We start from the raw sequence: 24245 nt of genomic DNA, 5'->3' as shown, positions 1-24245 counted from the left end.
CGTATCAGGAGGGGTGCACGATGAACGAGACGATCGTGTCCGTGGTGGGGAACGTGGCCACGCAGCCGGTGTACCGGGAGGTCGCGACGGGGCCCTCCGCGCGGTTCCGGCTGGCGGTGACCGCGCGGTACCTGGACCGCGAGAAGAACGAATGGACGGACGGGCACACCAACTTCTTCACGGTGTGGGCCAATCGGCAGCTCGCCACGAACGCCGCGGCGTCGCTGACCGTGGGCGACCCCGTCCTGGTGCAGGGCAGGCTCAAGGTCCGCTCGGAGGTGCGCGAGCAGCAGACCTGGACCTCGGCCGACATCGAGGCGGTGGCGATCGGCCACGATCTCGCGCGGGGCACTTCCGCCTTCCGCCGTCCAGGCCGACCGGAACCGGCGGTGAGCAGCCCGCCTCCGCCCCCGCGTCCGGAGCCGGACTGGGAGACGCCGGAGGAGTCGAGTCAACCCGCGGCGGAACCGGCGGCGGTGACGTGACCCCAGTCGTGACGTCATCTCTGAGTGATCGTTGACCGAACTGCGGCTTATCGGTGATTGCGTGCCGAAGACTCCGGTGGATTTGTCGATAAGCCCTGTTCGCAGGGGGTCCTCGCGATAACGATTCCGAGTCGGATCGCTTGTCCCGTGAGATCCCCGGGAAGCGTGGTGCGCCTGGTCCTTAGGATGCCGAACAAGGCTCTCGGGGCTTGTAGTTCTGCTGGTGGGACCGTACCCCCCACTCCAACGGGTCCTGCTAGAAGGGGAATTCTGTGCTTTCTTCTTTCGTCGCGCCGTCCGGGCGTGGTCGAGGGGCGGCCCGACTCGCCGCCGCGACGCTGGTGTCCGGCCTGGTCGCCACCGGTGCGCTGGTGGCCGGTGCCGGCCAGGCGGCCGCCGACGGCACGACGCGGGGCCAGGGCGGGGCGACCGCGACCATAGGCGGCCTGAAGACGTACGGCACGGCGGTGATACACGGCGAGGCCGGCGAACAGGAGATCTCCGCGGGCCTGTTCGAGATGTCCGTCGACGGCGGCGGGACCCTCCAGACGTACTGCGTGGACCTGCACAACCCCACGCAGAAGGACGCCAAGTACCACGAGACGCCGTGGAGCGGGACCTCGCTCGGGGCCAACGAGAACGCGGGCAAGATCCGTTGGATCCTGCAGAACTCCTACCCGCAGGTGAACGATCTGGCGGCGCTGGCCAAGAAGGCGGGCGTCCAGGGCGGTCTCAGCGAGCAGGACGCCGCGGCGGGCACGCAGGTGGCGGTGTGGCGCTACTCGGACGGCGCGGACGTCGAGGCCGTGGACCCGCAGGCGGAGAAGCTCGCCGACCATCTGGAGAAGAGCGCCCGTGACGTGGCCGAGCCGGCGGCGTCGCTGACGCTCGACCCGCCCGCGCTGTCCGGCCGCCCCGGTGAGCGGCTCGGACCGGTGACCGTGCGGACCGGGGCGAGAACGGTGACGGTGACCCCGCCCTCGGACGCGGCCATGAGCGGCGTACGGATCGTCGACAAGACCGGCAAGCCCGTCACCTCGACCGCCGACGGCGGCCAGATCTACGTCGACGTGCCCGAGGACGCGGCGGCCGGCACCGCGGAGCTGACGGTGCAGGCCTCCACGACCGTCCCCGTGGGCCGTGCCTTCACCTCCGAGAGCCGCAGCCAGACGCAGATCCTGGCGGGCTCCAGCGAGTCGACGGTGTCGGCGACGGCGACGGCGACGTGGGCCGAGCGGGGCGCCGTACCGGCTCTGTCCGCGACGAAGAACTGCGCGAAGGGCGGCGTGGACATCACGGCCGCCAACGAGGGCGACGCGAGCTTCTCCTTCGAGCTGATGGGCACCGAGTACACCATTGGCGCGGGCGAGTCCCGGACGGTGACCATCCCGCTCCAGGAGGACCAGGCCTACGACTTCACCATCGAGGGTCCCGGCGGCTTCGCCCAGCGCTTCACCGGCGTCCTGGACTGCATGACGCAGGCGGCGGAGGCCGCGCAGGCCGACAACACCTCCACCCAGACCCTGACGGAGCCGAGCCCCGCCACGGTGGGCGGCACGTCCCTCGACACCAACCTCGCCGCGACGGGCAGCTCCAACGCCACGCCCATGATCGCGGGGGTGGCGATCGGGCTGGTGCTGATCGGCGGGGCGGCCCTGCTGATAGTCCGACGACGGAAGACCTCGGAACAGGACTGACCCGTGCGGCACGCGGGCGGCGCGTCTTCGGCCTTCGGAAAGCCCAGTCGAGCCTCGAGGTGGTGCTCAGCTCGGCGTGACGGCAGCGAGCCATCCGGTGAGCGCGCGGAAGTCGGCGTCCGTAAGGCCCTTGGTCGGCTCGACCTGGTGCAGCAGTGACGACCCGGGGTGGGTGGCAGCGACCCAGAGGCGGTCCATGTCGCTGATCTCGTCGTCGACCCAGATGAAGGGCCGGCCATCGGCCCACTCGACGCGGGGGCGAGTCTTCCAGTGCAGGCCCCGCGGGCTTCCCTCCGCGCTGGTGTCCGGCCACTCCACTACCGGCAGCCGTGGCAGGCCGATGCGCGGGGCGACGACTTCGTTCGCCTCTTCCATCCAGGTCGTTGCCCAAACGAGCCGGCAGCCCAGAGTGACAAGGCGTGCCCCGATCCCGGGGTCGAGTCGGGCCAGCAGCGGGTTCCCCCGATCGACAGTCGTCGAGGAGGCGGCAGAGGTCTCCGGCTGACCGGTCGGCGACCCGAACGGGATCAGTGGGCCGTCGACGTCGAGGAAGAGGAGAGGGCGCTCCGCTGCGCTGGTCACGGCAGCACCGTAGTCCCGCGCAGCGGGGGAGCGGGACGCTCGGGCTGGGCCGTCCCTGGGCCGTGCGAGGGTGGCCGGGGCCGGTCGGTGGCGACCGACAGTGGCAGGGGAGGTGCAGGCGGCAGTCGGAAAGGCCAGGTCAGGGGGTCCGGGGGGAACGCGTTTCCTCCCAGGGGTGGCGGTGCGGCAAGATGGGGTGTATCTGCCCACTGCCTGATTTCAAGCTGCCGGACGGTTTCTCTTGGCTGAGTTCATTTACACCATGCGCAAGGCGCGCAAGGCGCACGGCGACAAGGTGATCCTCGATGACGTCACCCTGAACTTCCTCCCTGGGGCGAAGATCGGCGTCGTCGGCCCGAACGGTGCCGGTAAGTCGACCGTGCTGAAGATCATGGCGGGGCTCGAGCAGCCCTCCAACGGTGACGCCTTCCTCTCGCCCGGGTACAGCGTCGGCATCCTCATGCAGGAGCCGAAGCTGAACGAGGAGAAGACGGTCCTGGAGAACGTCCAGGAGGGCGTCGCCGAGATCAAGGGCAAGCTCGACCGGTTCAACGAGATCGCCGAGCTGATGGCGACCGACTACTCCGACGCGCTGCTCGACGAGATGGGCAAGCTCCAGGAGGAGCTCGACCACGCCAACGCCTGGGACCTCGACGCCCAGCTCGAGCAGGCCATGGACGCCCTCGGGTGCCCGCCCGGCGACTGGGCCGTCACCAAGCTCTCCGGTGGTGAGAAGCGCCGCGTCGCGCTCTGCAAGCTGCTGCTCGAGGCGCCCGACCTGCTGCTCCTCGACGAGCCCACCAACCACCTCGACGCCGAGTCCGTGAACTGGCTGGAGCAGCACCTCGCCAAGTACGCGGGCACCGTCGTGGCCATCACCCACGACCGGTACTTCCTCGACAACGTCGCCGAGTGGATCCTCGAACTGGACCGCGGACGCGCCTACCCCTACGAGGGCAACTACTCCACGTACCTGGAGACCAAGCAGACCCGTCTCAAGGTCGAGGGCCAGAAGGACGCCAAGCGCGCCAAGCGGCTCAAGGAAGAGCTGGAGTGGGTGCGGTCGAACGCCAAGGGGCGTCAGGCCAAGTCCAAGGCCCGTCTCGCTCGCTACGAGGAGATGGCCGCCGAGGCCGAGAAGATGCGGAAGCTGGACTTCGAGGAGATCCAGATCCCGCCGGGCCCCCGGCTCGGCAGCATCGTCGTCGAGGTCAACAACCTCAGCAAGGCCTTCGGTGAGAAGGTCCTGATCGACGATCTTTCGTTCACGCTGCCGCGTAACGGCATCGTCGGCGTCATCGGCCCCAACGGTGCCGGCAAGACCACCCTCTTCAAGATGATCCAGGGTTTCGAGGAGCCCGACTCCGGGACCATCAAGGTCGGCGACACCGTCAAGATCTCCTACGTCGACCAGAGCCGCGAGAACATCGACCCGAAGAAGACCCTGTGGGCGGTCGTCTCCGACGAGCTCGACTACATCAATGTGGGTCAGGTCGAGATGCCGAGCCGCGCGTATGTCTCGGCCTTCGGGTTCAAGGGCCCCGACCAGCAGAAGCCGGCCGGTGTCCTCTCCGGTGGTGAGCGCAACCGGCTCAACCTCGCGCTCACCCTCAAGCAGGGCGGCAACCTGCTGCTCCTCGACGAGCCGACCAACGACCTCGACGTCGAGACCCTCTCCAGCCTGGAGAACGCGCTGCTGGAGTTCCCCGGCTGCGCCGTGGTCGTCAGCCACGACCGGTGGTTCCTGGACCGGGTCGCCACGCACATCCTCGCCTACGAGGGCGAGTCCAAGTGGTTCTGGTTCGAGGGCAACTTCGAGTCGTACGAGAAGAACAAGATCGAGCGCCTCGGCCCGGACGCCGCGCGTCCGCACCGCGCCACCTACAAGAAGCTGACCCGGGGCTGATCGATCTTGCGGCACATCTACCGCTGCCCACTGCGCTGGGCGGACATGGACGCCTACGGCCACGTCAACAACGTGGTCTTCCTCCGCTACCTGGAGGAAGCCCGTATCGACTTCCTGTTCCGTCCGGACAAGGATTTCCAGCAGGGGTCCGTGGTGGCGCGCCATGAGATCGACTACAAGCGGCAGCTCGTCCACCGGCACCGTCCGGTGGACATCGAGCTGTGGGTCACGCAGATAAGGGCCGCGTCCTTCACCCTCTCCTACGAGGTCAAGGACGACGACATCGTCTACGTCCGGGCGTCGACGGTGATCGTGCCGTTCGACTTCGAGGCGCAGCGGCCCCGCCGGATCACCGAGGAGGAACGGGAGTTCCTCGAGGAGTACACGGACGACGACGAGGAGGAGGCCGTCGCCGCATGACGGTGCTCCACCTCGCCGACGAGGGGGAGGCGGCGGATCTCGCCGCCTTCCTCTCCCGTCTGATCCACTACGACCGGGCAGCGGCGGTGCGTCTTCAGGCGGCCGGTACCGCGCTGGCCGTGTTCGGGCGCCCGCCGTCCTTCGAGGTACTGGCGATCCGTACGGCGCGGCTGGCCAAGCCGTACGAGGACGGGCTCGATGTCGCGCTGGACGTGACCGTCTCCGCCGGGGAACTGCTGGAAGCGGTGGACGAGTCGGCGGCCACGGCTGTCGTTCCCGGTGCGGTCACCGGGCCGCCGTGGGCGGGGATGCTGCCGCCTCGGAGCGGGTGGCGTCCCGAGGCGGGGCTGCCGGGGCCCGAGGAGCTGCGCGGCATGGTCGGTGCGGCGGTGGCTGAATTCCGGGCGCGGACCGAGGAGTTGGGGCCGGAGGGGCGGACCCGGGCCGAGCTCGACCGGATCGGGCGGGACATCTGGTCCCGGGCCGTGGGGAGTACGCGGTTGCCGGTGCGGGCGGTGCATGCGGCGCAGGCGCTGGGGTTTCTGCGGGGCGCCGGTGAGGCGTCGGTGGGGCTGTTCTCGTCGAGGGCGTGGCTGCGGCTGCGGACGCCGTACGGGTCGATCGCCGTGCGGCGGGCGGGACTTGGGGCGCTGGACGTGAGCGTGTCCCGCTAGCGGCGGGGGGCGACCGGGGGTGGGTTTGCGCTCGCCCGCCTTGCGGGGTGCCGCTGCGCGCACCCGTGCCGCCCCAGCGGCACGACTGCCCGCAGCTGCGCGGGTTATAGGGTGCCCCTGCTTGGGTGGGCGTCGCCTCGGGGGTACGACTGTCCGCTGCTGTGCGAGTTGCGACGCCGCCTCAGTCGGGCCGCTGCATGGTGCTGCTCCGGGTGTTCAGCCCTCTGTGTTCACCATCGATGCTGCCGCGTACGTCATGTAGTTCCACAGGGTGCGGTCGTGTTCCTCGGAGAGGTTGAGGTCGTCCACGGCGGCTCGCATGTGCTTCAGCCAGGCGTCGTGGGCCGCGCGGTCGACGGGGAACGGGGCGTGGCGCATGCGGAGGCGGGGGTGGCCGCGGTTCTCGCTGTAGGTCGTCGGGCCGCCCCAGTACTGGATCAGGAAGAGCGTGAGGCGCTCCTCGGCGGGGCCCAGGTCCTCCTCGGGGTACATGGGCCGCAGCAGCGGGTCCCCGGCCACACCCTCGTAGAAGCGGTGGACGAGGCGGCGGAAGGTCTCCTCCCCGCCGACCTGCTCGTAGAAGGTCTGCTCCTGCAGCGTGCCGCGCCGAATCTCATTCACATCCCCTATGGTCTCAGACGCCGCGACCCAGGTCCGGAGACTTAGGACCCTTCCCCTCCTGCCCGGCCTTGCCCTCGCCCGCCGCCGCTTACCGCAGGACAGTGGAGTCATGAGCGCCGACGCTCCCGACAAGGACCTGGACGACCTCGCCGCCACCGCGCGGGCGGAACTCGTGCGCCAGATCGACCGCAGCGGGGCGTGGGCCGAGGACCCGGTCTGGCGGGACGTGTTCACGGCCGTGCCGCGCCATCTCTTCGTGCCCTACTACTACGTCGGCACCGTCGGCGGCCACGAACGGCGCTGGGGCGAGAGCCCCGACCCCGGCGCACGGCAGAGCTGGCTGCGCGGCGCCTACGACGACGTACCCCTGGCCACCCGGCTGCGCGACGGGGAGCTGCTCTCCTCCAGCAGCCAGCCCTCGCTGATGGCGATGATGCTGGTCGCCCTGGGAGTGCGGGACGGGGACCGGGTGCTGGAGATCGGCGCGGGGACCGGATACAACGCCGCCCTGCTCGCCCGGCGGCTCGGCGACGACGATCTCGTCACCACCGTGGATCTGGAGCCGGAGATCACCGAGTCCGCGCGGCAGCACCTGGCCGCCGCCGGGTACCACCCCGCCGTGCTCACCGGCGACGGCACCCGGGGCGCTCCGGAACGCGCGCCGTTCGACCGGATCATCGCGACCTGCACCCTGCCGTCGATCCCGGCCGCCTGGCTCGCCCAGTGCCGGGAGGGCGCCCGGATCCTCGCCCCGATGGCCACCGGCCTGGTCGCCCTGACGGTGCGGGACGCCGAGCACGCCGAGGGGCGGTTCCTGCACACGCCCGCCTACTTCGTCCCGTTGCGCGGCGTCGCCCGGCCCGAGCCGCCGCCCCTCGGCGGAGTGCCGCGCCCGGCCAGGGACCACGACCTGTTCCGCTTCCTGCTGGCGCTGAGCCACGACAGCCTGGACCCGCAGGAGGTGTACGCGCTGTGGGACCGCGAGGACGCACCGCAGCGTCAGCGCTACGGCATCACCGTCAGCGGCGGGAGCCAGTGGGCCTGGCTGGACGATCCGGAGGGGCCGTACGCCTGGCCCCTCCGGTAAGGAACGCAGAGCGGAATCAGCCCCTGCGGATCGTGATCGTCGTCCACGCGCCGACGTGGACGCGGTCGCCGTCCTGCAGCGGTACCGGGACGAACGGCTGGATCGGTTCCTCGGAGCCGTTCACCGTCGTGCCGTTCGTCGAGTTCTGGTCGACGACCGCCCAGGAGCCGTCCGGCTGCTGGACCAGCACCGCGTGCTGGTGCGAGACGCCCGGGTCCTCCGGCGGCACCGACAGGTCGATGTCGGGGGTGTCGCCGGTGGAGTGGCGGCGGCGGCCGATCGTGACCTGGTTGCCGGTGAGGGTGCGCTGCTGCTCCGGCGAGTACGCGGGCAGGTTCAGGCCCGCGGCCTCCGGGCCCGAGCGCTGCATCATCGCCATGAAGTAGTCGCGGTCCGGGCCGATCGTCGCCATCCAGGTGGCCGGCTGCTGCTGGTACGCCGGGCCGGGCGGGGCCTGGTGAGAGCCGGGCTGGGGGTAGCCGTAGCCGCCGCCCTGGGGGCCGGGGCCGCCGGGGCCGGTGGCGGACGGGGGCGGGATGACCCAGTCGTCCTCGCCGCCGAAGGACGGGCCGCCGGGCTGGGGGCGGTTCGTCTCCTGCGGGTAGGCGGGCGGGGCGGGCGGACCGGAGCGGTAACCCTGCGGGGCGCCGGGGCCACCCGGGCCGCCGGGCGGCGTGGGACCGGGCGGCGGCGGGGCCGGCCGCGAGGGGTCACCACCGAAGCCGGACGGACCACCCTGACCGCCAGGACCCCCGCCGGGACCACCGGGACCGGGCCCACCAGGACCGCCGAAAGGACCGGGACCGCCGGGACCGCCGGGCCCACCAGGTCCGGGGCGGCGAGGGCCGCCCGGTCCGGACGAGGGGTCCGCGCCGAACGGCGGGATCGGCTCGGCCGGCCGGTTCATCTGCGAAGGCCGCGAGCTCTGGTAGTCGTACGCGTCACCCCCGCCGTAGGACGGCCCGGGCGGCTGCTGCTGGAAGCGGGCCGCCGGGCTGGGGCCGGAGCCGGGCGCGGGCTGGCGCGGGGCGGCCGGGGTGTACGAGGTCGCCGTGTTGGTCAGGAAGTTCCACCGGCACTCCTCGCAGAACGGCGCACCGCCCTCACGGGGCGTGCGGCACTGCGGGCAGAGCTCCGGCTCGCGGTCCGGTACGCCACCCAGGTGCGGACGCGCACCACCGGGCTGCGCGCCGGGGGCGCCGGGCGGCGGCGGGAAGCCGTAGCCACCGCCGGGCGGGGGCGGCGGGGGAGGGGGCGGAGGTACGGCACCGGCCATGCGGTGACCGCAGACCTCGCACCAGTCGTCGGAACCCGACTGGTGTCCGTTCGGGCAGGTCGGCATGTCGGCGCTTCCCCCTCTCCTTTCCGGCCCGGTGGCCGGATTTCTCCAACCCCGAGGGGTCAGGCTCGCGTCAGTGCCCGATAGCTTCCCCCGGGCACTTCTCATGTCACTTCTTTACACGAACAGTCTTTGTCGACCGGGTCTCGAGAGTCATCTCGTCGGCCTCCGCGACCTTCGCCTTCAGTCGCACAGTACCTGCCGCGGCGTCGACCACGTCCACCACCTTCGCAAGGAGTTTCGCCGTATCGGCGTTTCCGGAGGCGCTGGCGAGCTGAACGGCGCGGCCCAGTTTGGCCGTTGCTCCATCCATATCGCCCGCTTTGCGAAGATCGAGCCCCTGCTGGATGGCCTGGGCCAGTTCCGCCTGCCCGGTGTAATGGGCGACTTGGGGGTTGATCGAGGTCGAGGCGGCCATGTCGTCGGTCCATACGGCCCGTACCAGGCCCTGGGCGCCCAGGTTCTGGACGCTGCCGTCCGGCTGCGGGACGACCAGCGAGACCCGGGCGGCCAGCATCTCCTGGCCCAGGTCGGCGACCGGTACCTCGACGCAGACGTGGTAGTCACGGGACTCGTCTCCCCAGGAGCCGGTGGGGTAGTCCCCGGAGCGCGGGCCCGATTCGGTACGGCGGTCCGTCAACTCCTCTACGGTCGGCGCGACTTGCTTGACGAACTTGATGGTCGTGCCGACCGGCGTCCACACCCTGAGGGCGACGTCCGCGACCTCCTTGCCCATCGCCGTCTCCATCATCTGCGTGAAGTCGGCGGCCAGGCCCGCCGGGTCGGCGACGATGTCGGCGGTGCCGAGCAGGGCGGAGGCGATCCCTGTGACTTCTTTCACTTCCCAGTCGGTGCCCACACCGCGTGCGTCACAGGTGAAACGGCCGGCGCAGGAGTCCAGCGCGGCGCGCAGATCCTCCGGTGACTCGTGTTCATTGCGGCCGTCGGTGAGCAGGATGCCGTGGCGGATGGCGACGTCCGCGGAGGACAGCAGCCGGTCCGCGAGCCGCAGCCAGGTGCCGATGGCCGTACCGCCGCCCGCGCTGAGCCTGCGCAGCGCCTGCTTGGCCTGGTCGCGGGTGGTGGCGTCGGCGACCGCGAGCCGGCCGGTGCCCGGGTAGACCTCCCGGGCGACGTGCGTGCCGCCGATCACCGCGAAGTGCACCCCGTCACGCAGGGTGTCGATGGCCGCGGCCGTCGCGTCCCGGGCGTTGCGCATCTTGGTCGGCGGGTAGTCCATCGAACCCGAGCAGTCGACCATGATCGCCACCGCGGCGGACGGGCCCTGGCCCGGCGTGTACAGCGGCGCCGCGACCGCGCTTCCGATCGTGCCGCCGCCGGTCGCGGAGACCGTGACGATCGCGTTGACCTCACGGCCGCCCTCGGGGAGGTACTCGTTCTGGTACACGTCCATCGAGAACTGCGGCACGTTCGACTTCGAGAAAATGGCCATGCCTTCTGTGATCCCCCTAGGTCACCCCACCGGGGTGGGGCAATGGCTGATGGCGGACCGGTCCCCTCCGGTCCGTCGAGGCTTCCCCGCTGCGTGGCCTCAGGCCGATCCTGCCCCCATCGGCGGGGCCGGGAACGGCAGCACGGCCACTGTTACGTTGTCGTGGCCCCCGCCGTCGAGCGCGTGGCCCACCAGCACCTGGGCGCTGTGCAGCGGGCGTACGGCCGCGTCGAGGGGCACCACGTCCGCCATCTCGTGGGCCGCCTCGGCGTAGTTCCACAGTCCGTCGGTGCACACCACCACCACACCGGGCCGGTCCGGCTTGAAGGACGCGGTGTGCGGCTCCAGTTCGTAGGCGTCCGCGCCGAGCCAGCCGGTGATCGCGTGGGCGCGCTCGTCGGCGTAGGCCTCGGCCTCGTTCATCAGGCCCGCCGCGACCATCTGCGCGGCCCAGGAGTCGTCCTCGGTCAGCCGGGCCGCGGGCGCGCTGCGGTCCACCGGCACCCAGTAGACGCGGCTGTCGCCGACCCAGCCGACGACCAGCAGCCCGGAGGTGATCACGGCGCCGACGAGGGTGCACGCGGGGGCGTTCTGGTGCGGGGCGTGCTCGCGGGCGGTGGCGGGCTCGCCGGCCAGCGCGTTGACCGCGCGGGACGCGGCGATGATCGCCTCGTGCATGGCCTGCTGCGGATGCGTGCCCTGCGGCAGGGCCGCCAGCAGCGAGTCGCTCGCCGCCCGGGACGCGGCCTGCGAGGCCTCGTCGGGGCGGGTCGCCGAGGAGACGCCGTCGCAGACGATCGCCAGGACCGCGGGGGAACCGTCGGCGAGGGCGGTGCAGCCCACGGCGAAGGAGTCCTCGTTGCGGTGGTGGCGCAGCCCGCGGTCGCTGACGGCGGCGATCGGGCCGCACGACTGTTCCATGTGGTCGCGCTCGCGGGGCTGGGCGTGACCGCAGTTCTCGCAGTAGCCGTCGTGGTCGACCCGGCCGGCCCGGCAGGCCACGCACACCTTGGCGGCCCCGGCGGGAGCGGGCTCCTCGGCGGCGACGCGCGGATCGGGCGCCTGGAGCGGGTACTCCTCGGGCTCCGGCCCGCGGTCGAGCCGTACGCCCGAGTGACCGCTGCCGTCCGACTCGGCCCCGTGGAGATCGGCGGGCAGATGCACCGCCGCCGGGGTGTCCGAGCTGTCCGGCGCGGAGGCGTGCGGCCAGGCCGCGCCGGCGCCGGGCGGCGGGGGCGGGGCCGAGCCGTTGACGGCGGCCGGTGTGCCGGCGAGGGCGGACAGGTCGTATCCGCACTTCTCGCAGAAACGGTCACCCGAGAGCAGCGGTTCGGCGCAGCTCGGGCACTTCGACAGAGCGGCCTGCTGGGGCATCTGCGACATCAACTACACCCACGTCCGGGGGCGGTAACGATTGGCACGTTCCACCAGGTCGATCCTCTCCTCGCCGCCCTGCGCGAGCCGGGCCAGCGTGCGGTACGAGCGCTCCAGGCCGAACCGCAGTCCCCGCTCGTCCAGGCCGCTGCCGAGCAGCGACCGCCCCCCGGCGGCGGGGGGGACGGAACCTTGGCCACCGGAGAGTATCCAGTCCAGCGCACAGCCGAGCACCTCCGCCGCCAACTGCTCGCGGCGCGCCGGGTCCAGACCGTACGCCTGAAGCGCCTCCACCTGGCCCGCCGCGGCGGTCAGGTCGTCCAGGAACGGTACGTCACCGGCGACCGCGGTGCGCTGCCGCAGCCGTGCCCGCACCGCCGCGACCCGCGCGGCCGTGTAGTGGATGGAGCTCTCCGGCACCGACTCCAGCGTCGTCACGGCGCCGCGCCGGTCGCCGGTGGCGAGCTGGACGCGGGCCAGGCCGAACGCGGCGCTCACATAGCTCGGGTCGGTCGTCCAGACCAGGCGGTAGTACTCGGCGGCGTTGTCGAGCTGGCCGAGCACCTCCGCGCACAGGCCGAGGGCCAGCTTCGGCGCGGGCTCGCCGGGGAAGGCGTCGTAGATCGCGTCGAAGGCGAGCGCGGCGCCCTCGTGATCGCCGGTCACCAGCGCGGCCACGCCCCGGTACCAGACCACCCGCCAGTCGTCGGGCCGCTCCGCCTCCAGGCGCAGCAGGGTCTCGTGGGCGGTGCCCGCGTCGCCGTTCTCCAGCCAGGCCCGCACCTGCCGCAGCCGGGTCTCGGTGGAGGGCGCCGGGGCGGCGGCGAGCGCGCTGACGAGTTCGCCGGGCGCGGAGGTCAGCAGGCCCGCCAGGAAACCGGCGTTGGGGTCGGAGGGGTCCACGTGCGGTACGGGCAGGGCGAGGGCCGCCGCGGCGGTGGGGACGGGCTTGACCAGGCCGCCGGCCGGAGCGGGGGTGGCCGCGGCGGGCCGGTCGCGGGCCCCCAGCCGGGAGACCTCGCCGTCCAGCTTCGGGAACAACTCCGTGTCGGTGACCTTCACTTCGGGCCCGAACAGCGTCGACAGCGCGGGCCGCGCGCGTCCCGTCTGCAGCGACACGACCTCCCGCAGCACGCCCGTCAGCTGCTCCGCCATCTCCTGCGCGGAGGCGAACCGGCGGGCCGGGTCCGGGTCCGTCGCCCGGACCAGCAGCCGGTAGAAGGACTCGTACTGGCGGAAGACCTCGATGTTGTCCGGGTCGGGCAGGGAGTCCACGAAGACGTTCGTGTAGCCCTGGAAGTCGAAGGTGAGCACCGCCAGGGTGCGGCCGACGGTGTAGAGGTCGCTCGCCACCGACGGGCCGACCTCCGCGACCTCCGGCGCCTGGTAGCCGACCGTGCCGTAGATGGCCGACTCCTCGTCGTCCATCCGGCGCACCGCGCCCATGTCGATGAGCTTGAGCTGGCTCTCGGTCTGGATGGCGTTGTCGACCTTGAAGTCGCAGTACAGCAGATTGCGGCTGTGCAGATGGCCGAGGGCCTCCAGGGCCTCGATGCCGTAGGCGCAGGCCTGCTCCACCGGCAGTGGATCGCGCTTGCCCGCCGTGGTGCGGCGGCCGTTGGCGATCTCCTTCAGGGACTTGCCGCCGACGTACTCCATGACGATGTAGCCGTCCAGGGAGCCCGTGCGCTGGTCCAGGTGCTCGACGAAGTTGTAGATCCGCACGATGTTGGCGTGCTCGATCTCCGCGAGGAAGCGCCGCTCGGAGATCGCGGCGGCCATCGCGTCCTGGTCGCCGGTGTCCAGCAGGCCCTTGAGGACCACCCACCGGTCGGAGACCGCGCGGTCCACGGCGAGGTAGACCCAGCCGAGCCCGCCGTGCGCCAGGCAGCCCACGACCTCGTACTGCCCGTGCACCACATCGCCGGACTTCAGCTTCGGGACGAAGGAGTACGGGTGGCCGCACTTGGTGCAGAAGCCCTCCGTACGGCCCGGCCGCTCGCCGCGCGCCCGGCCCACCGGCGCCCCGCAGTCCGAGCGCGAGCAGAACCGCTTGCGCTCGGGCACCTCGGGATTGTCCAGCACCATCGCGCGCGGGTCGGGCCGCGGCACGTCCGGCACGTCCACCAGGCCGACGCCGAGTCGGCTCCGCCCGGAGGCGCCGGCGGCGGAGCCGGAGCCGCGCACCGACACCGAGCGGCCGGAGGAACCGCCCGACAGGGAGCGGGAGAGCCGCCCGGACACCGAGCGGCGCGACTTCGACGACTGCGAGGACGTGCGGGAGCTGGCGCGGCTGCTGGAGCGGGAACTGGTGCTGCCGGAACCGCCCTTGCCGCCGCCGGTCACGCCGGTGGGCGCCGAGCCGACCGTGCCGGACGTGGAGACGACCGGGGCCAGACCGCAGGTGTCGCAGTACAGCTCGCCGCCGCCCACGTCCTCGTACGCTCCGCCGCAGCCGGGCCGCTGGCAGGACTGCTGTGGCTGACTCATGACCTCGTCTCCCCCCGACGATCCTCCGGGCCGTCCTGCTCCGGCACCCGTGGGGTGCCCAGCAGTTCGACGGCCGCCCGCTGGTAGCGCAGGACGGCCTGTTCCGCGACGCGCAGGTCGCAGGGCGCGCTCCACAGCATGCGCCGGGCCGCGTCGTACCGCTCGATGAGGAACGGGTCCTCGGCCAGGCCGTGCCGGGCCACCTTCGCCCGGTACGCGTCCAGCCGGCCGCGCAGCTCGGCGCGGACCGCCAACGGCTGGGTGACCGCCGTCAACGACTCGCGGGCGCGCAGCAGTTCGTCCTCTGCCTTCTGCTCCAGGGACTCCAGCAGCGGGGACAGCCGGTGCCACTGGCCGTGCCTGCGGTACTCGGCGGCCGTCGCCAACTGCTCCTGCAGCGCGGTCGGCGGGCCGCTGACCACCGGCACCTCGGTGGCGGCGATCTTCGCCAGGACCTCGCCGCGCGCGGTGCGCGCCTCGGCGAGGGTGCGGTCCGCGCGGGAGAGCACGTCCCGCAGCTTCACCAGGCGCGCCTCGGCGTCCTGCCGGACGGTGAGCACGGCGTCGATCTCCCGGCGCACGTCCTCCAGGGCGCGCGCCTCACGGTCGTAGACCGTGGTGTCCGGCTTGCCGCCGCCGGGCGCCGAACTGCCCTGCGCGGGACGCCAGAAGGCCAGCGGGTCGGACACCACCTGGGCGCGCAGGTCCGTCAGGGTGCGGGTGATGCGCTCCAGGTCGTCGCCGGCCGGGTGTTCGCCCGGGCGCACGCCGACGGAGTGCGCGAGCTTGCGGGTGCGCTGGAGCTCGGCGGCCAGTAAATCGATCCGGGCGGGCAGCGCCGACCACACGGCGTCGGCGGCGACGACCATGTCCAGCGAGGTCGCGTACAGCTCGTTCATCCGGTCGACCAGCGTCACGAGTGTGAACCGCTCGCTGAGCTTGCCCGAACCGCCGTGCAGGGTCGGCGCGTTGGCGGTCGCGGTGGCGGAACCGGCGACCGTGACGGACTCGCCGCGCAGCAGCTCGGTCAGCTCCGCCAGGTCCTCGCGGCTGGACCAGCGGCGCCGGGAGCGGATCTCGCGGGCGCCGCGCAAGGCCGCCGTATAGGCGTCGAAGTAGGTCCACAGCAGCGTGATGGACGCCTCCGCGGCCGTCCAGCGCTCTTGGGTGACGCCGGTCAGCTCGGCGCCTTCGAGGAGTCTGCGGCCCGCGTGGTCCTGGAGGGCGAGCAGCGAGGTCTCGATCGCCTCGTGCTCCGCGCCGAGCCGCGCCAGCGCACGGTCCACCTCGTCCCGGTCCATCACCGGCCCGGGGGGTCCCGTGACGCCCATCGATCACCTCTCGCTGCTGTGTTGTGCGGTTGGGGGGTTGTTCTCGTGCCGGGTTCAGCTCTTGCGGAGGTACTGCGGTGCGGGCGGTTCCGAATCCGCCGACTTCGCCCCCAGTGTCGCCGAAAGCCAGGTGTCGTACGACGCCTGCCAGCCGCCGGAGGTGTCCTTGCGGTAGTCCACCAGGATCTTGTTGACCCGGCGTACCAGATCGTCGGCGTCCTTCTTCATCGCCACGCCGTAGTACTCGGTGGTGAACGCGGCGCCCTTCAGCTCGACCGTCGGGTCCTGCGCGGCCTGGCTCGCGGCGAGGGCGCCGTCGGTCACCACCGCGTCCGCCTCGCCGAGTTGGAGACGGACCAGGCAGTCGAGCTGGTTGGGGACGGTGTGGGAGATGTCGGCGGAGGCCGGCAGCTCGCCGTCCTCGCGGCCCTGCTCCAGGGTGGAGTACGCCGTCGAGCTCTCGGCGGTGCAGATCTTCCGGTCGGCGAGGGTGTCGTCGTAGCCCGTCACGTCCGAGGACTTGGGGGCGAGGACCTGCTGGCCGGTCTTGAAGTACGGGGCGGAGAAGGCGACGTCGGTGAGCCGGTCGCAGTTGATCGTCATGGTGCGCACCACCATGTCGACGCGGCCCTCCTGGATCGCCGGGATGCGCTGGTTGGTGGGTATCGCCTTGAACTGCACCGCGTCCGGGTCGCCCAGGATGTCCTCGGCGATACGGCGCGCCAGGTCGATGTCGAAGCCCTCCAGCTCGGCGGCGCCGGTGCTGTTGGGGTTGCGGTAGCCCCAGCGGTAGCTGTTCTGGTCGACGCCGACGATCAGCTTGCGCTTCTCGCCCTGCCGGTTCTTGATCGCGTCGATGGTGGGGCCGTCGGCGCCGGACGGGGAGAGCGTCTGCTTCTCCGGGTCCGTGCACTCCTCCTCCGCGCGGGCGTGGCCGCCCTGCGCGATCCCCGGGCCACCGGTGCCGGTGCTGCCGTCGCCGGCGGCCCGGGCGAGCGGCAGCAGCAGCGCGAGCACCACCGCCAGGGCGCACACGGCCGCCATCGCTCCTACTCCGCCCCAGCCTTTCAGACTGGCCCGCAGACGCCTCGCGCGCATCGTCCTGCCCCCTCTCACCGGTACTCCGACAGCCTGCGGCCGATGCCCAGGACGGCGCCGGCCGCGCCCAGCACGGCGAGGACCGCCGCGCCGATGGACAGCCCCGCCATCGCGTCCAGGCCGTCGCCGGCCGCCGACCTGAACTCGGCCGTCTCGTGCTTCAGCGCGGTGGCGAGGTTGGTGTCGACGCTGTCGAAGCACTCGCCGGTGGTGCCCTTGGCGCCGATCACCTTGTCCAGCGCCTGCTGGTACTCGCCGTTCTCGTCCTCCGCGCGGGCGTCGGCGTGGCGCTTCTTCCACTCCGTCATGTTCGCCACCGCCGAGGTGACCGGCCGCTCGCCCGCCCGGTCGTCGGCGAGGTCCGCGGCGAGGGCGAGGCCCTTGCCGAGGGTGTTCATGTCCTGCGTGAAGTCGTAGTCGTACGCGTCGTACGTCTCCTCGCCGACCTTCTTCGTCTCGGCGCCCCGGGAGACCAGCGTCAGGTTCTCGTTGCCGCGGGCCTTCAGGGAGGCGATCCGGGCGTCGTGCAGGACGTTCAGCGAGCGGACGCCGTGGTCGTAGGAGTCGTTCAGGCTCGCGCGGGCCACGCTGTGGCCGATGACCAGCCACAGCAGCACCACGGTGGCGGCGGCGGTGGCGGCGACCAGGCCGTGGTTCAGGACGCGGTGGGTGCGGCGGTAGTTGCGGTGCTGGGCCCAGGCGAGGGCGGCGAGCGCGAGGACGCCGAGGGCGATCGCGGCCCAGGGGTACGGGGTGGCGCCGTCGTAGTCGTCGCGCAGCCGCTGGTTCTCCTTGGTGTAGAGATCCTCCGCGGCCGGGAGCATCTCCTGCTGCATCTTCTCGTTGGCGTACCGCAGATAGGCGCCGCCGACCGGGAAGCCCTGGCGGTTGTACGTCCGGGCCTGCTCGACCAGGCCCTTGTACTCCGGCAGCAGCCGGTTGAGCTTGGCGATGGTCGCCGCGGAGGGGGAGTCGGGGTCGGAGTTGGCCGCGGCGTTGACGAGCTTCTCCGCGGCCGTGCGGATGCCCTTCTCGTAGCGGACGCGGTTGACGCCGGTCTCCGAGCGGCCGGCCAGGAAGCCGCTGGAGGCGGCGGTGTTGGCGTCGGCGAGGGAGCGGTAGATGTCGGCGGCGTCGGAGCTGAGCGGCTGGCTGCTGTGCAGCACGTCGTCGGCGGCGGCCGCGCGGTCGGTGACCTGCCAGGCGGTGACGGCCCCGAAGGCGACGACCAGCAGGGCGAGTACGGCGCCGATGATCCGCAGCCGGCCGGGTTCCGTGGTGGCGCCGGCGCGGAGCCGGTCCACGCCCTCGGCGAAGGCGGTGCGGCGGGTCGCCGGCGGCGCGGGGGCGGTCGGCTCGGCGGGGGGAGCGGGACGGTGCTGCTGCGGCGGGATCGGCGGCATGGCGGGCATGCCGGATCCCGGTGGTGGTGCCGTGCTGCTCGTCGCCGGTTGTGTCACTTCGACCTCCCCCATGGTCATCCGTCGCCCGCAAGTATCACTGCCGAAGCCTGCCGACGGCCAGGCGGGATCCCGGATCACCCCCTGCCCATGAATACGCCTCGGCCGTCGGTTCGGTTCCGGCGGGGTGGGTTGGGGCGCGGCGGGGGGTGGATCGGGGTGCGAGCGGGGTGGGTTGGGGCGCGGCGGGGGGTGGATTGGGGCGCGGCGGGGGCTGGATCGGGGCGCGGCGGGGCGGGAGATGGCCTGTTGCGGCTCCGCGGCCCTCGCCCGTCCGCCCTCGGCATGCGCCCGCGCCCACCCGTCACCGCTCGTAATGTGCCCGTGCTCGCTCCTCCGCCTCCGGCCCCGCGCCCACCCCGTCCAAGCCCAGCAGCACCGCCCCCAGTACCGGCGGGGCCGTCACCACCCGCGGCACCGCCTTGGGGGCGTGCGTGGCCAGCAAGTCCCGTATGCCCATGTCCAGGAGGGGATGACGGGCGGCCAGGACGCTGCCGCCGAGGACCACCGGAGTTTCCTCCGTCAGGAGGTCCAGCCGCCGCAGCGCCACCGTCGCCATCGTCACCACCTCCTCCGCCAGGCGGTCGACCAGGGAGCGGGCCACCGGGTCGCCCGCCGTCGCCGTCGTGAAGAGGACCGGGGCCAGTTCGTGGCGGCGGGACAGGGGGATGTGGTCCAGGTGGAGCGCTTCGATCAGGGCCTGCATCGACGGCAGGCCGAAGTGGGCCGGGAGGGACACGGCCAGCGCTGTCGGGGCGCCGCGTCCGTCCTCCGCCCGCGCCGCGTGCCACAGCGCCTCCTCCGCCAGGCCCCAACCGCCGCCCCAGTCACCGGAGATACGGCCCAGCGCCGGGAAGCGGGCGGTGCGGCCGTCCGGGAGCATGCCCACGCAGTTGATGCCGGCGCCACACACCACGGCCACGCCGCGCGGTTCGGCCACGCCCGCCCGCAGGATCGCGAACGTGTCGTTGCGGACGTCGACCGTCGCGCCCCACGCACGCGCGTGCAGCGCGGCCGCCAGCTGTTCCTCCTCCACCGGCAGGTCCGCGTTGGCCAGGCACGCCGAGACGTGCGACACCGAGTCGACGCCCGCCTCGGCGAACGCCCGCCGTACCGCGTCCGCGACCTTGTCGACCGCCGCCGTCACCCCGACCGCCGGCGGCCGGAACCCGCCTCCGCGTGCCGTCCCGATGACCTCCCCGCCGGCCGTGACCACCGCCACGTCGGTCTTGCTGTTGCCCGCGTCGACGGCCAGTACCGTGCCCGTCACGCCCACGCCAGGTGGTCCCGGTTGTGCGCGATCAGCCGGTCGGTGAGGGCCTCGGCGTACGCGAACTGGCCGATCAGCGGGTGGGCGAGCAGCGCCCGGAACACCCGCTCGCGGCCGCCCCGCAGCGCCGCCTCCAGGGCCAGGTCCTCGTAGGCCGTCACGTTCGCCATCAGTCCCGCGTACAGCGGATCCACGTCCGCGACCGGCAGCGGCGCCGCCCCCTGTGGGCTCACCGCGGCCTGCACCTCCACCACGGCGTCGTCCGGGAGGAAGGGCAGTGTGCCGTGGTTGTACGTGTTCACCACCTGGTAAGGGCTTCCGGCACCGCCGAGCAGCGCCGCCGCCAGGTCCACGGCGGCCTCCGAGTAGTAGGCACCGCCCCGCCGGGCCAGCAGCTCCGGCTTCTCGTCGAGCGCGGGGTCCGCGTACAGCTTCAGCAACTGCCTTTCCATCTCCGCGACTTCGGCGGCGCGGGAGGGCTTGGTGCGCAGTTCGCGCACGACCTCGTCGTGGGCGTAGTAGTAGCGCAGGTAGTAGGAGGGGACCACGCCGAGGCGGTCCAGGACCGCGCGGGGCAGGTGCAGGGCGCCGGCGATGTCCTCGCCGTGCTCGGCCAGCAGCCTGGGCAGGACGTTCTCGCCCTCCGGGCCGCCGAGGCGTACCGCCGTCTCCCAGGTGAGGTGGTTCAGGCCCACGTGGTCCAGGTGGAGGTCGGCCGGGGCGACGCCCAGCAGGCCCGCGAACCGGCGCTGGAAGCCGATCGCCACATTGCACAGGCCGACCGCCCGGTGGCCCTCCCTCAGCAGGGCGCGGGTCACGATCCCGACCGGGTTGGTGAAGTCGATGATCCACGCGCGCGGGTTGGTCCGCCGGACGCGTTCGGCGATGTCCAGCACCACCGGCACCGTCCGCAGCGCCTTCGCCAGCCCGCCCGCGCCGGTCGTCTCCTGGCCGACGCAGCCGCACTCCAGCGGCCACGTCTCGTCCTCCTCACGGGCCGCCTGGCCGCCCACCCGGAGCTGCAGCAGCACGGCGTCGGCGCCCTCCACGCCCCGGTCCAGGTCGTCCGTCGTGACCACCCGGGCCGGGTGGCCCTGGCGGGCGAGGATACGGCGAGCCAGGCCGCCGACCAGTTCGAGCCGCTCGGCCGCCGGGTCCACCAGGACCAGCTCCGTCACCGGCAGCGTGTCCCGCAACCGGGCGAAGCCGTCGACGAGTTCGGGGGTGTAGGTCGAGCCTCCGCCGACCACGGTCAGTTTCATTGCGCGGGTCAACCCTTCACTCGGGTCAGCGCGAGGTGTCGAAGACCTCGTCGCGGGTCGTGGCGAGCGCGCTCTCCAACGCGCCGCGCAGGACGGGCTGTTCGGTCACGTCACCCAGCACCAGGCGCGGCCGGGAGGCGGCGAGGTCCGCCAGTTCGGCCTGGACGAGGGCCAGCAGCCGCTCACCGCCGGAGGTGAGGGCGCTGCCACTGAGGACGACGAGTTCGGGGTCGAGCACGGAGACGAGCGAGGCGAGACCGGTGGCCACCCCGGTCGCGTAGGTGGCGAGGAGCCGGCGCTGCGGATCCGCGCCGCTGTCCGCGGCCCGGGCCAGCAGTTCGGCGGCGACCTCGGTGCAGGGGCCGTCGGGGATGTCGTCGATCCCCAGTTCCCGGGCGAGCCGGGGGATGACCTGGGCGCCGGCCAGCTCCTGGTAGCCGCCGCTGTTGGCCCGGGTCACCTGGCGGACCAGGGGGGCGCCCGGCACCGGGAGGAAGCCGACCTCGCCCGCGCCGCCGGTGAAGCCGCGGTGCAGCCGGCCGCCGAGGACCAGGGCGGCGCCGAGTCCGGCCTCGTTCCACAGCAGCACGAAGTCGTCGTGGCCGCGGGCCGCGCCGAGGCGCTGTTCGGCGAGGGCGACGAGATTGACGTCGTTCTCGTACTCCACCGGCATCGGCAGGGCGGCGGCGAGGGTGTCGAGGAGGGCGGGCGAGTGCCAGCCGGCGAGGTGGGCGGCGTAGCGCAGCCGGCCGGTGCCCGGGTCGAAGGCGCCGGGGGTGCCGATGACGAGCCGGCGGATGTCGTCGCGGGTCAGCCCGGCCGCCTTCACGGCGCCGTCGAGGGCGGCGGTGACCTGCTCGACGACGGGGCGTGCTGCCCGGCGTCCCGGGGTGGGGACTTCGTGGCGGCCGATGGTGCGGCCGGTGATGTCGGCGACGGCGGCGAGGACGCGTTCGGGGGTGACGTCGAGTCCCGCGGCGTATCCGGCGGCTGGGTTGACCCCGTAGAGCTGGGCGCTCGGGCCGGGGCGGCCCTCGGTGGTGCCGGTGGCGACGACCAGGCCCGCGGTCTCCAGCCGGGTCAGCAGCTGGGAGGCGGTCGGCTTGGACAGGCCGGTGAGCTTGCCGATCCGGGTGCGGGACAGGGGGCCGTGCGCGAGCAGCAGATCCAGGGCGGCGCGGTCGTTCATGGCGCGCAGGAGGCTCGGGGTGCCCGGCGTACCGGCGGTTCCTGCCATGGGATCTGCACCTTCCTCTCGGGCGATCGCTTCTCACCCAGCGACTGTTAGGAAGGTTTCCTATCGGCTGAGGGGAAGGTAGGCGGCGGCGCGACAGTCGTCAAGAGCCCCGCGGCAACGGGGCGCGACAGTCGTCAAGAGCCCCCGTCGGCAACGGAGTCGTTGCCGACGGGGGCGCGAGAGGGGCCTACTTCGTCACGTTCGGCGGGGGCAGCGGGGTGGCCGCCTGGGCCTGCGGTGAGGCGGTGTTGGCGTAGGCCGAGGGGGCGGCCATGCCCGCGGTCGGGTCGGCGGGGGCCGTCTCCCCGGTGGGCAGCGGCGGGCCGCCGACGATCTGGATGTCCGCCGCGTCGAAGGCCCGCTTGATCCGCCAGCGCAGCTCGCGCTCCACGGTCAGCGCCTTGCCCGGCATGGTCTTCGCCGTGACCCGGACGACCATGGAGTCCAGCAGGACGCTGTCCAGGCCGAGGGTCTCGATCGGGCCCCACAGGAGCTCGTTCCAGGGCTCCTCCTTGCTCATCCGCTCACCCACGTCGGCGAGCACGGCCTTCACCCGGTCCAGGTCCTCGGAGGGGCGGACGGTGACGTCGACACCGGCCGTCGACCAGCCCTGGGAGAGGTTGCCGATCCGCTTGACCTCGCCGTTGCGGACGTACCAGATCTCGCCGTTGTCGCCGCGCAGCTTCGTCACGCGCAGGCCGACCTCGATCACCTCGCCGGAGGCGACGCCCGCGTCGATGGAGTCGCCGACGCCGTACTGGTCCTCCAGGATCATGAAGACGCCGGAGAGGAAGTCCGTGACGAGGTTGCGGGCGCCGAAACCGATGGCCACACCCGCGACACCGGCGGACGCCAGCAGCGGGGCGAGGTTGATCTCGAAGGTGCCCAGGACCATCAGCGCGGCCGTGCCCATGATCAGGAAGCTGGCCACCGAGCGGAGCACCGAGCCGATCGCCTGCGAGCGCTGGCGGCGGCGCTCCGTGTTGACCAGCAGGCCGCTGAGGGCCGTGCCGTCCACCGCCGAGACCGTGCGGTTCATCCGGTCTATGAGCTTGGTGATCGCCCGCCGCACCGCCACTCTCAGCACCGCCGCGATCACCAGGATCAACAGGACCCGAAGGCCGATCGCGAGCCAGGTGGACCAGTTCTCCTCGACCCAGCCGGCGGCGTTGGTCGCACTCTCCTGGGCGTCCTGGAGCGACGGAACCGCCGGCGTGGACCCCGAAGGAGAGGGGGACGGGGTGGGACCGGCGGCCAGTAGGACGGCGGACAAGGACACTGCGGGTACCTCCAGGTGCGGCTTCTGCCTCCCGTACGGCGGTCACAGGGCGTCGGATCATCAAGGTCACGAAAAGGTCACCGAGGGGGCAGACCCACCACACTAACGGTGCATCGTGTGTGGATCGTCGTGATGCCCTGGGGAGAGACCGTGCTCACCTGGGGATGAAGAAAGGTGTGGTCGAAAACACTCTCAGCCCGTTACCTGGACATGGTGGCGCATTCACCAGGGCTGAGGGGAAACTGACTACAGATCGTCCCGGCGCGAGCCACGCGCCGCCGACGCCCAAGGAGGCATCCGTGCCGCATGTCCTGGTCCTCAACGCGTCGTACGAGCCACTCGGCGTCGTACCGCTCCGCCGCGCGCTCGTCCTCGTGCTCGAAAACAAGGCCGTCTGCCTTGAGGAGTCCGGCGCCTTCATGCACAGCGCGACCGTCACGGTCCCCGCACCAAGCGTGGTCCGGCTCAAGCGGTTCGTGCGGGTTCCCTATCGGGGGCCCGTTCCTCTGACCCGCAGGGCGCTGTTCGCCCGCGACGGGGGCCGGTGCATGTACTGCGGTGGCGTCGCAACCAGCGTCGACCACGTCATCCCGCGCAGCCGCGGGGGCAAGCACGTCTGGGACAACGTGGTGGCGTCCTGCCGCCGCTGCAACCACGTGAAGGCCGACCGTCATCTGTTCGAGATCGGCTGGCGGCTGCGGCACAAACCGGCTCCGCCCAGTGGTCTGGCCTGGCGCATCATCGGCACCGGGCATCGGGATCCGCGCTGGTTGCCGTACTTGCAGCCGTACGGCGCGGATGATGCCTTGGCCCGGATCGACGGCATTTCTGCCTGAGGATCCGGGCCCTTGTGCGTCTTATGGGGGCGCGTGGTGTTTCGGCTGCGGGCCGGTGGGGCTTGTCGCGCAGCTCCCCGCGCCCCTTAAGGAGTCGGCCTTCCCCTAGTGTGATGTACAGGGAGCTGCCCCATACGAACACGAGTGCTGCCGTCGTCCATGCGTCCCCGTCTGCTCCCGGCTCCAGCAGCCATGCCCAGGTCGGGAGTGTGCCGCCAGGGATGCCGGAGATTCCCAGGTACATCGCGCTCACGTAGGCGAACGCCGGCACACCCCGTCTACCGACCAGCCGGGCTCATCCGGTTCACGGGCGGTCGAACCGGCGTCCAGCCGTGCTGGCGTGC

General features: G+C 72.3%; 20 protein-coding genes. 7 read left to right on the top strand and 13 right to left on the bottom strand.

The genetic code is table 11. The features are described 5' to 3' along the window. Positions 1-20 precede the first annotated feature (20 nt). Positions 21-485: a single-stranded DNA-binding protein gene (locus tag ACWD11_RS30970; protein WP_389415981.1), complete on the top strand. Its 465-nt coding sequence runs from the start codon at positions 21-23 to the stop codon at positions 483-485. Between the two features lie 272 nt (positions 486-757). Continuing rightward, positions 758-2182, top strand: a complete 1425-nt coding sequence (locus tag ACWD11_RS30965; protein WP_389415982.1) for a Cys-Gln thioester bond-forming surface protein — start codon at positions 758-760, stop codon at positions 2180-2182. A gap of 66 nt (positions 2183-2248) precedes the next feature. On the opposite strand, the gene ACWD11_RS30960 is transcribed toward ACWD11_RS30965, so the two are convergent. After that, the gene (locus tag ACWD11_RS30960; RefSeq protein WP_451286936.1) at positions 2249-2764 is read right to left on the bottom strand and encodes an HAD domain-containing protein; all 516 of its coding nucleotides are present in this window, start codon (positions 2762-2764) and stop codon (positions 2249-2251) included. A gap of 241 nt (positions 2765-3005) precedes the next feature. Between ACWD11_RS30960 and ettA the strand changes: the two genes are divergently transcribed. From ettA to ACWD11_RS30945, 3 genes are read left to right on the top strand one after another with little or no spacing between them, the layout of a single operon-like run. Continuing rightward, a complete protein-coding gene (gene ettA, locus ACWD11_RS30955; protein ID WP_389415984.1) occupies positions 3006-4670 on the top strand; it encodes an energy-dependent translational throttle protein EttA in 1665 nt (554 codons plus the stop codon). A 6-nt stretch (positions 4671-4676) separates the two neighbouring features. Then, a complete protein-coding gene (locus tag ACWD11_RS30950; RefSeq protein WP_389415985.1) occupies positions 4677-5090 on the top strand; it encodes an acyl-CoA thioesterase in 414 nt (137 codons plus the stop codon). Beyond that, positions 5087-5764: a hypothetical protein gene (locus ACWD11_RS30945; protein ID WP_451286934.1), complete on the top strand. Its 678-nt coding sequence runs from the start codon at positions 5087-5089 to the stop codon at positions 5762-5764. Before ACWD11_RS30950 ends, ACWD11_RS30945 begins: the two co-directional genes overlap by 4 nt. Positions 5765-5980: 216 nt before the next feature. Here the strand turns inward: ACWD11_RS30945 and ACWD11_RS30940 are convergent, their stop codons facing one another. Beyond that, complete coding sequence (locus tag ACWD11_RS30940) at positions 5981-6394, bottom strand: globin (RefSeq protein ID WP_389416429.1); 414 nt, start codon at positions 6392-6394, stop codon at positions 5981-5983. A gap of 100 nt (positions 6395-6494) precedes the next feature. Here ACWD11_RS30940 and ACWD11_RS30935 point away from each other — a divergent pair, with 100 nt between their 5' ends. Continuing rightward, entirely contained in the window at positions 6495-7472 is a 978-nt protein-coding gene (locus ACWD11_RS30935; RefSeq protein ID WP_451286932.1) for a methyltransferase domain-containing protein, read from the top strand. 16 nt (positions 7473-7488) lie between these two features. Here ACWD11_RS30935 and ACWD11_RS30930 read toward each other — a convergent pair whose 3' ends face one another. From ACWD11_RS30930 to ACWD11_RS30880, 11 genes are all read right to left on the bottom strand, one after another. Further along, the gene (locus ACWD11_RS30930; RefSeq protein WP_451286930.1) at positions 7489-8814 is read right to left on the bottom strand and encodes an FHA domain-containing protein; all 1326 of its coding nucleotides are present in this window, start codon (positions 8812-8814) and stop codon (positions 7489-7491) included. A gap of 106 nt (positions 8815-8920) precedes the next feature. Then, a complete protein-coding gene (locus tag ACWD11_RS30925) occupies positions 8921-10264 on the bottom strand; it encodes a vWA domain-containing protein (protein ID WP_389415989.1) in 1344 nt (447 codons plus the stop codon). 99 nt (positions 10265-10363) lie between these two features. Beyond that, positions 10364-11647, bottom strand: a complete 1284-nt coding sequence (locus ACWD11_RS30920; RefSeq protein WP_389415990.1) for a protein phosphatase 2C domain-containing protein — start codon at positions 11645-11647, stop codon at positions 10364-10366. Positions 11648-11650: 3 nt separating this feature from the next. After that, positions 11651-14128: a tetratricopeptide repeat protein gene (locus ACWD11_RS30915; RefSeq protein ID WP_451286928.1), complete on the bottom strand. Its 2478-nt coding sequence runs from the start codon at positions 14126-14128 to the stop codon at positions 11651-11653. Further along, on the bottom strand, positions 14125-15459 hold the full coding sequence (locus tag ACWD11_RS30910) for a hypothetical protein (RefSeq protein WP_389415992.1): 1335 nt from the start codon (positions 15457-15459) through the stop codon (positions 14125-14127). The genes ACWD11_RS30915 and ACWD11_RS30910 overlap by 4 nt, the downstream gene beginning before the upstream one ends. A gap of 54 nt (positions 15460-15513) precedes the next feature. After that, positions 15514-16557 (bottom strand): glutamate ABC transporter substrate-binding protein, encoded by a 1044-nt coding sequence (locus ACWD11_RS30905; protein ID WP_389415993.1) that lies wholly within the window; start codon positions 16555-16557, stop codon positions 15514-15516. A 14-nt stretch (positions 16558-16571) separates the two neighbouring features. After that, positions 16572-17960, bottom strand: coding sequence for a hypothetical protein (locus ACWD11_RS30900; protein WP_451286967.1), 1389 nt, complete (start codon positions 17958-17960; stop codon positions 16572-16574). 361 nt (positions 17961-18321) lie between these two features. Then, the gene (locus ACWD11_RS30895) at positions 18322-19293 is read right to left on the bottom strand and encodes an N-acetylglucosamine kinase (protein ID WP_451286926.1); all 972 of its coding nucleotides are present in this window, start codon (positions 19291-19293) and stop codon (positions 18322-18324) included. Then, the gene (locus tag ACWD11_RS30890; protein ID WP_389415996.1) at positions 19284-20549 is read right to left on the bottom strand and encodes a 6-phospho-beta-glucosidase; all 1266 of its coding nucleotides are present in this window, start codon (positions 20547-20549) and stop codon (positions 19284-19286) included. Before ACWD11_RS30890 ends, ACWD11_RS30895 begins: the two co-directional genes overlap by 10 nt. Positions 20550-20574: 25 nt before the next feature. Then, positions 20575-21786, bottom strand: a complete 1212-nt coding sequence (locus ACWD11_RS30885) for an ROK family transcriptional regulator (RefSeq protein ID WP_389415997.1) — start codon at positions 21784-21786, stop codon at positions 20575-20577. Between the two features lie 187 nt (positions 21787-21973). Further along, complete coding sequence (locus ACWD11_RS30880) at positions 21974-23065, bottom strand: mechanosensitive ion channel family protein (RefSeq protein ID WP_451286923.1); 1092 nt, start codon at positions 23063-23065, stop codon at positions 21974-21976. Between the two features lie 299 nt (positions 23066-23364). Here ACWD11_RS30880 and ACWD11_RS30875 point away from each other — a divergent pair, with 299 nt between their 5' ends. Then, positions 23365-23901, top strand: coding sequence for an HNH endonuclease (locus ACWD11_RS30875; protein WP_015660341.1), 537 nt, complete (start codon positions 23365-23367; stop codon positions 23899-23901). Positions 23902-24245: the final 344 nt, after the last annotated feature.

This window comes from Streptomyces sp. NPDC002776 (genome assembly GCF_053592195.1).
The sequence above is the reverse complement of the archived record's forward strand: the minus strand, read 5'-3'. Positions and strand labels throughout refer to the sequence as shown.

Excerpts from the sequence above, each read along its gene's own strand:
- ACWD11_RS30970 (WP_389415981.1), top strand. The coding sequence starts at position 21 with ATGAACGAGACGATCGTGTCCGTGGTGGGGAACGTGGCCACGCAGCCG.
- ACWD11_RS30945 (WP_451286934.1), top strand. The coding sequence starts at position 5,087 with ATGACGGTGCTCCACCTCGCCGACGAGGGGGAGGCGGCGGATCTCGCC.
- ACWD11_RS30935 (WP_451286932.1), top strand. The coding sequence starts at position 6,495 with ATGAGCGCCGACGCTCCCGACAAGGACCTGGACGACCTCGCCGCCACC.
- ACWD11_RS30930 (WP_451286930.1), bottom strand. The coding sequence starts at position 8,814 with ATGCCGACCTGCCCGAACGGACACCAGTCGGGTTCCGACGACTGGTGC.
- ACWD11_RS30925 (WP_389415989.1), bottom strand. The coding sequence starts at position 10,264 with ATGGCCATTTTCTCGAAGTCGAACGTGCCGCAGTTCTCGATGGACGTG.
- ACWD11_RS30920 (WP_389415990.1), bottom strand. The coding sequence starts at position 11,647 with ATGTCGCAGATGCCCCAGCAGGCCGCTCTGTCGAAGTGCCCGAGCTGC.
- ACWD11_RS30915 (WP_451286928.1), bottom strand. The coding sequence starts at position 14,128 with ATGAGTCAGCCACAGCAGTCCTGCCAGCGGCCCGGCTGCGGCGGAGCG.
- ACWD11_RS30910 (WP_389415992.1), bottom strand. The coding sequence starts at position 15,459 with ATGGGCGTCACGGGACCCCCCGGGCCGGTGATGGACCGGGACGAGGTG.
- ACWD11_RS30905 (WP_389415993.1), bottom strand. The coding sequence starts at position 16,557 with ATGCGCGCGAGGCGTCTGCGGGCCAGTCTGAAAGGCTGGGGCGGAGTA.
- ACWD11_RS30900 (WP_451286967.1), bottom strand. The coding sequence starts at position 17,960 with ATGCCGCCGATCCCGCCGCAGCAGCACCGTCCCGCTCCCCCCGCCGAG.
- ACWD11_RS30890 (WP_389415996.1), bottom strand. The coding sequence starts at position 20,549 with ATGAAACTGACCGTGGTCGGCGGAGGCTCGACCTACACCCCCGAACTC.
- ACWD11_RS30885 (WP_389415997.1), bottom strand. The coding sequence starts at position 21,786 with ATGGCAGGAACCGCCGGTACGCCGGGCACCCCGAGCCTCCTGCGCGCC.